This is a genomic window from Pseudomonas sp. GW456-L12 (assembly GCF_059424045.1).
This window is the reverse complement of record NZ_JBWKZA010000018.1, coordinates 119,039-125,246: the sequence shown is the minus strand read 5'-3', so window position 1 is coordinate 125,246 and position 6,208 is coordinate 119,039. Positions and strand designations below refer to the sequence as shown.

7 protein-coding genes are annotated in these 6,208 nt (G+C 66.2%); 4 read left to right on the top strand and 3 right to left on the bottom strand.

Annotated features, from left to right (window positions below):
• Positions 1-57 precede the first annotated feature (57 nt).
• Positions 58-1,209 (top strand): M14 family metallopeptidase, encoded by a 1,152-nt coding sequence (locus AC07Y9_RS21475; RefSeq protein WP_102681067.1) that lies wholly within the window; start codon positions 58-60, stop codon positions 1,207-1,209.
• Between the two features lie 39 nt (positions 1,210-1,248).
• Here the strand turns inward: AC07Y9_RS21475 and AC07Y9_RS21470 are convergent, their stop codons facing one another.
• Positions 1,249-1,695: a winged helix-turn-helix transcriptional regulator gene (locus tag AC07Y9_RS21470; RefSeq protein WP_085534093.1), complete on the bottom strand. Its 447-nt coding sequence runs from the start codon at positions 1,693-1,695 to the stop codon at positions 1,249-1,251.
• Positions 1,696-1,792: 97 nt separating this feature from the next.
• Here AC07Y9_RS21470 and AC07Y9_RS21465 point away from each other — a divergent pair, with 97 nt between their 5' ends.
• Positions 1,793-3,004: an MFS transporter gene (locus AC07Y9_RS21465; RefSeq protein WP_102681068.1), complete on the top strand. Its 1,212-nt coding sequence runs from the start codon at positions 1,793-1,795 to the stop codon at positions 3,002-3,004.
• A 43-nt stretch (positions 3,005-3,047) separates the two neighbouring features.
• Here AC07Y9_RS21465 and AC07Y9_RS21460 read toward each other — a convergent pair whose 3' ends face one another.
• Positions 3,048-3,587, bottom strand: a complete 540-nt coding sequence (locus tag AC07Y9_RS21460) for a cytochrome b (protein ID WP_087091645.1) — start codon at positions 3,585-3,587, stop codon at positions 3,048-3,050.
• A complete protein-coding gene (locus tag AC07Y9_RS21455) occupies positions 3,584-4,669 on the bottom strand; it encodes a catalase family peroxidase (protein WP_102681069.1) in 1,086 nt (361 codons plus the stop codon). The genes AC07Y9_RS21460 and AC07Y9_RS21455 overlap by 4 nt, the downstream gene beginning before the upstream one ends.
• A 180-nt stretch (positions 4,670-4,849) precedes the next feature.
• Here AC07Y9_RS21455 and AC07Y9_RS21450 point away from each other — a divergent pair, with 180 nt between their 5' ends.
• Together AC07Y9_RS21450 and AC07Y9_RS21445 are read left to right on the top strand one after the other, a co-directional pair.
• Complete coding sequence (locus tag AC07Y9_RS21450; protein WP_102681070.1) at positions 4,850-5,356, top strand: RNA polymerase sigma factor; 507 nt, start codon at positions 4,850-4,852, stop codon at positions 5,354-5,356.
• Positions 5,353-6,105 (top strand): anti-sigma factor family protein, encoded by a 753-nt coding sequence (locus AC07Y9_RS21445; protein WP_102681071.1) that lies wholly within the window; start codon positions 5,353-5,355, stop codon positions 6,103-6,105. The genes AC07Y9_RS21450 and AC07Y9_RS21445 overlap by 4 nt, the downstream gene beginning before the upstream one ends.
• Positions 6,106-6,208: the final 103 nt, after the last annotated feature.

Below are 6,208 nucleotides of genomic sequence, written 5' to 3'. Positions count from 1 at the left end.
CCCTGTAACTCCCCCGCCTTGCTAAAGTAACGGCCATAAAAATCCTGCTCAGGAATCATGACCGTGGCCCAAAGCTCGTTTCAAATCTCTGCCAATTTCGACAGCGGCAATATCGAAGTACTGGATGTCAGCAACCCCTCGCAAGTCCTGCTGGCCATCAAGCCCGACACCCGCAGCGCGCATTTCCAGTGGTTCCACTTCAAGGCCAGCGGCCTGCATGTCGGCCAGGAACACTGGTTCCGCCTGAGCAATGCCAGCAAATCCTCGTACAACAAGGCCTGGAGCGGCTATCAGGCGGTGGCCTCCTACGATCACGTCAACTGGTTCCGCGTGCCGACGATTTTTGAAGGCGACACCCTGCGCTTCTGCCTGGAAGCCACCCAGACCCACGCCTGGTTCGCCTACTTCGAACCCTACAGCCGCGGTCGGCACGACTGGCTGATCGATCAGGCACTGACCAAGGCCGGCGCCGAACTGCTGGCCACCGGTAAAAGCGTCGAGGGCCGTGACATCCAGCTGCTGCGCAAAGGCAACGGCGGCGAAGGCCGGCGCAAGGTCTGGATCATCGCCCAGCAGCACCCTGGCGAGCACATGGCCGAATGGTTCATGGAGGGCGTGATCGAGCGCCTGCAGCACCGTGACGATGCCGAGCTGAACAGGCTGCTGGCCAGCGCCGACCTGTACCTGGTGCCGAACATGAACCCCGACGGCGCTTTCCACGGCCATTTGCGCACCAACGCCATGGGCCAGGACCTGAACCGCGCCTGGCAGAGCGCCAGCCAGGAGCTCAGCCCGGAAGTGCTGTTCGTCCAGCAGCAGATGGAGCAGTACGGTGTCGACCTGTTCCTCGACGTGCACGGCGACGAAGAAATCCCCCATGTGTTCACCGCCGGCTGCGAAGGCAACCCGGGCTACACGCCGCGCCTGGCCAAGCTCGAGGAGCATTTCCGCAGCCACCTGAAACACAAGACCCGGGACTTCCAGACCACCCACGGCTACACCAGGGACAAACCCGGCGAAGCCAACATGACTCTGGCCTGCAACAGCGTTGGCGAGAAGTTCGACTGCCTGTCGCTGACCCTGGAAATGCCGTTCAAGGACCACGACGACAACCCCAACCCGCTCACCGGCTGGTCGGGCAAACGCTCGATGCAGCTGGGCAAGGACGTCCTCAGCACCGTGGCCGACATGGTCGGCATCCTGCGCTGATCCTGCTGCACTGGCCGCGGCTCGAACCGCGGCCAGTGCCTATTGCACCGGCACCCGCCGGCAATCCTCGGGCCCGAGCAGGCGCCCGTCCGCCGAGCGCAATTCCAGCGGTCGCAGCGGCTGCCCCTGCTCGCGGTCGACCATCAGCGAATGCGCCTCCCCCGGCTCATAGAAATACGCCTCGCCCCACTGTCGCAAACCGATGATCAGGTTGAACAGGCCGTTGCCCTTCTGCGTCAGCACGTACTCCTGATAGGCACTGCCATCCGACGCCGGTAGCACCTCGAAGATGCCATGTGCCACCAGGGTGCGCAGGCGGGCGGCGAGGATGTTCTTGGCCATCCCCAGGTTGCGCTGGAACTCGCTGAAGCGGCGGATGCCGTCGAAGGCATCGCGAATGATCAGCAGCGACCACCAATCGCCGATAGCGTCCAGCGAACGGGCCACCGGGCATTCGGCGCCCTCCAGGCTTGTGCGTTTGACCATGATGCAGACTCGCGACAGGAAAGTGGTTGCAATATAAAACCAGCCTCTCTACCGTACAACTGGTTTCATAACGCAACCAGAACTCACGGAGCCGAGCATGACAGCCGCAATTGCCCCTCTGCCATCCGCCACCATCCCGGCGTCGGTGGTGCTGCTCTTTGCCATTGCCTGCGGGCTGGCGGTGGGCAATGTCTATTACGCCCAACCCCTGCTCGATGCCATGGCCCACAGCCTGGGCATGCCGCCGGCGACCATCGGCCTGGTCATTACCCTGACCCAGGTCGGCTACGGCCTCGGCCTGCTGTTCCTGGTGCCGCTGGGCGACCTGCTGAACCGGCGGCGGCTGATCGTCGGCCAGACGAGCTTGTCGGTCGCTGCGCTATTGATGGTGGCGCTGGCTGCGGACAGCACCTGGCTGTTGCTGGGCATGGCCCTGACCGGGCTGCTCGCGGTGGTGACCCAGGTGCTGGTGGCCTATGCCGCCAACCTGGCTGCGCCGGGCGAACGTGGCCGGGTGGTGGGCAGCGTGACCAGCGGCATCGTGCTCGGGATCCTGCTGGCGCGCACGGTATCGGGCACCATGGCCGACCTGGCCGGCTGGCGTTCGGTGTACCTGCTGTCGGCCGGGTTGACCCTGGTCATGGCGCTGCTGTTGTGGCGGGTATTGCCCAAGGTCGAGCAACCGGCGGCGCTGCACAGCTACGGCCAACTGATCCGCTCGCTGTTCGGTCTGTTTCGCGAAGAAAAGGTCCTGCGCGATCGAGCGGTGCTGGCAATGCTGATCTTCGGCGCCGGCACCGTGTTGTGGACCCCGCTGGTGCTGCCCCTGAGCGCCCCACCGCTGTCGTTGTCCCATACCGAGATCGGTCTGTTCGGCCTCGCCGGCGCGGCCGGGGCCCTGGGTGCTTCGCGCGCCGGACGCCTGGCCGACCGTGGCCTGGGCCAGTGGACCAGCGGCCTGGCACTGAGCCTGATGCTGGCCGCCTGGTTACCCATCGCCTACACCCAGTCGTCGCTCTGGGCCCTGCTGCTGGGGGTGATCGTCTTCGACCTGGGCTTGCAGGCGGTGCATGTCACCAGCCAGAGCCTGATCTACAGCACCCGCCCCGAGGCCCAGAGCCGCCTGGCCGCGGGCTACATGCTGTTCTATTCGATCGGCAGCGCCAGCGGCTCGATCGGCGCCACCGCCATGTACGCCTGGGCGGGCTGGACCGGGGTGTGTCTGCTGGGCGCCGCGATCAATGGCGTGGCGCTGCTGTACTGGCTGTGGAGCCTGAACCCGCGCAAAGCCCTGGTGTGTGCCGGTTGAGACGGGGCCCGTGCGGTCCTTCTCGACCGCACCGCCCCCACCCTCACTCCTTGCCGCGCAGCATGCTCTCCAACACCCCGTCGCGGCGCACCCAGCCATGGAACAGCGCCGCCGCCAGATGCAGCAGCACCGTCAAAAACAGCAGGTAGGCGAGAACGCCGTGAGCCTTGCGCAGCAAGGCGAACAGCTGGGCATTGGCCGGCAGGATCGCCGGCAACTGCAGCGAACTGCCAAGCATCACCGGGTCGCCCGCCGCCGAAATCATCGCCCAGCCCAGCAGCGGCAGGATCAGCATCAGCGCGTACAGCAGCACATGGGAGGCCTTGGCCGCCACCGCCTGCCAGCCCGGCAGGTCCGCCGGCAACGGCGGTTGCCGGGTGGAAAAGCGCACGACCAGACGCACGATCACCAGCAACAGAATGGCAATGCCCAGCGGCTTGTGCAGGTGGATCAGCCATTGGTGACGCTCGGACACCGAGGCCACCATGCCGGCGCCGATAAACAGCATGGCAATGATCATCAGCGCCATCAGCCAGTGCAGCAGGCGCGCCAGTGGCGCGAAGTGGTTCGGTTGGGCGCTCATGGGCGGGACTCCTGGGCAGCGCGGGGCAATTGGTCGACTTCACTGGTGCGGCGCAGATAGGAACTGGCGTAGGCCGCCGAACGGGCCGCCAGCAGCGGGTCGTCGGAGGCGGCAATGCCGCTCGGCAGCACCAGCGGGTCGTAGTTGATGTCGCGGCATTCGCCATCGTTCTGCGGTTGGCTGCGCTCCAGCACCAGGGTCCCGGCATTCAGCACCTTGCGCTCGCTGGGCCAGGCCTTGCTGGCGTCGTCGGTCGGGTCGCCCGGGTTGGCCAGGGTGATGTTCAAGCGCCAGCGCAACGGCCCCGCGGCCAGGCGCTGCACCAGGTCTTTTTCCAGGAAGTCGTTACCCTCTGGCGCTATCGCGCCGGGTGCGTCCTGGGTCAGCGGCACCACCCCCCAGCGCACGGCCTGGCGTTGCCCGCTGGCGCTCACCAGGTAAAACGCGTTGATGCCGTTGTAGGTCTCGGTGGCATAGCTGGCCGAAGGCTTGGCGCCCTTGATCCATTGCAGGAACGGCATGGCTTCGGGGTGGGCGGCGAAAAACGCCGGCACGCTGGCCGGGTTCGGCTTGCCGGTCGCCAGGTCGGGCGAACTGGCCTGCTGCAACTGGTAAAACGCCTCGGGGGTGCCCACCGGGAACACCGGCATGCTGTTCATCCCGGTGCGCCACTGCTGGCCGTTGGCCTGGGTGAAACGCAGGGCCAGGCTGCGGATCGGCACGCTGCTGTCAGGCGCATAGGGGTTGCCGGCCGGCAAGGCGAAACGCCCGACCACCGGGGTCCGCGCTTCGTTGAACACCTGGGCGCTGGAATAACTGCGGGCCTCGCCGCTGCTCTCGAAATAACCGGCCACGCACACGCCCTTGGCGTGGTTGCGACGAAAGCCCGGATGCACGCCGTTGTTTTTCTCCAGCACATCCACCAGGGCCTTGGGGGTCAGGCGCTGCGGATCGAAAGTGCCGTTTACATAAGCCATGGCGCCGGCCAGGGCCGCGACCACCAGGGCGATCCCGCCCAGACGCAGGCTCAGGCTGGCCGCGCTCAAGGGCGGACGATCAGGGGGTGATGGACGATCTACCATGAATATCTCCAGGGCCGCGGCCACAGGTGGAAAGGACAGGTCAGACGAGCCCCGGCAGCGGTTATTCCCTGGCCCGCTATTTATTTTTCCGGCACGGGAATAACCTGCACGACCAGGCGTCTGGCTGTTGCAAGCACGCTGTTGCAAGCGTAGCGACTGGCCAACAACCTGCAGGAACCCATGAACGATATCGACGAACAGCTGCGTGAAATCATCCCCCGGCTACGGCGCTTCGCCCTGTCCCTGAGCCGTCAGCCCAGCAGCGCCGACGACCTGGTGCAGGCGAGCCTGGAACGGGCGCTGTCGAGCTGGAGCGAAAAACGCCCCGAGGGCGATCTGCGGGCCTGGCTGTTCGCCATTCTCTACCGGCAGTTTCTCGACGCGCACCGCCGCTCCCGGCGTTATGCACGCATGCTGGAGTTCTTTACCGGGCAAGACGACGCCCAGCCTTCGGTGGAACGCAGCGTGGTCGCGCAATCGACCCTGGAAGCCTTCGACCGCCTGCCCGCCGAACAGCGCGCGCTACTGCTCTGGGTCTCGGTGGAAGGCCTGAGCTACAAGGAAGTCGCCACCATCCTCGAGGTGCCCACCGGCACCGTGATGTCTCGCTTGTCCCGGGCGCGCCAGGCCCTGCGCCAGCTCAGCGACGGCGAAATCAGCAGCCCTTCTTTGCGGATACTCAAATGATCAGCCTGCCCCCCAGCGAACGCGACCTGCACGCCTACGTCGATCATCGGCTCAACGAGAGTGACCGGCGCCTGCTGGAAACCTACCTGAGCAACCACCCGCAGCTCGCCGCCCAGGTCCAGGCCTGGCAACAGGACGCCCAGCAGTTGCGCGCGGCCCTCGGCGGCGCCCTGCAACAACCGGCCAACCCCGGCCTCGACCCGGCGCTGATTCGCCAACGCCTCAAGCACCAGTCGCGCCGCCAGCTGGCCAGTGCCGCGCTGCTGTTGATCGCCCTCGGCATCGGCGGCCTGAGTGGCTGGCAGGCGCGGGAAATGACCCTGGCCAACGCCCCGCTGCCGATGACCGACGCCCTGCAGGCCTACCGCCTGTTTGCCCAGCAAGGCGTCCTCCCGGCCGACCTCAAGGTCCAGGGCAATGGCGCCATGCAGGCCTGGCTCGACCGTTACTTCACCCAGGCCGAGCGCCTGCCGGACCTGCGCGAATCCGGGTTCGAGGCGGTCAGCGGGCGCCTGCTGAGCACCGATCAAGGGCCGGCGGCGATGGTGTTGTACGAGGACCAGGGCGGGCACAGGATCAGCTTCTATATCCGCCCACCGGGACCAAAGAACTACCTGCTGCCCCGGGGCAGCCGCAGCGATGGCGAACTGCAGGCCGACTACTGGTCCGACAGCGGCTACAACTACGCCATGGTCAGCCCCAGTGGTTCGGCGGTGGCGCAGCGGCTGCAGGACACCCAGAAGTTCTGAGCCATGGCAGCCACATCCCCGTGGACCGGCCTTGAGACCGCCAGAGGTCCTTCGGACCTATCGCAGCCTACGGCAGCGGCTACACCTCTCCCGAGCGCCGTTA

What these genes read in the sequence shown, in the direction of transcription:
- AC07Y9_RS21475 (WP_102681067.1), top strand. Translation starts at nt 58, where the DNA reads ATGACCGTGGCCCAAAGCTCGTTTCAAATCTCTGCCAATTTCGACAGC.
- AC07Y9_RS21455 (WP_102681069.1), bottom strand. Translation starts at nt 4,669, where the DNA reads ATGGTAGATCGTCCATCACCCCCTGATCGTCCGCCCTTGAGCGCGGCC.
- AC07Y9_RS21470 (WP_085534093.1), bottom strand. Translation starts at nt 1,695, where the DNA reads ATGGTCAAACGCACAAGCCTGGAGGGCGCCGAATGCCCGGTGGCCCGT.
- AC07Y9_RS21445 (WP_102681071.1), top strand. Translation starts at nt 5,353, where the DNA reads ATGATCAGCCTGCCCCCCAGCGAACGCGACCTGCACGCCTACGTCGAT.
- AC07Y9_RS21465 (WP_102681068.1), top strand. Translation starts at nt 1,793, where the DNA reads ATGACAGCCGCAATTGCCCCTCTGCCATCCGCCACCATCCCGGCGTCG.
- AC07Y9_RS21460 (WP_087091645.1), bottom strand. Translation starts at nt 3,587, where the DNA reads ATGAGCGCCCAACCGAACCACTTCGCGCCACTGGCGCGCCTGCTGCAC.
- AC07Y9_RS21450 (WP_102681070.1), top strand. Translation starts at nt 4,850, where the DNA reads ATGAACGATATCGACGAACAGCTGCGTGAAATCATCCCCCGGCTACGG.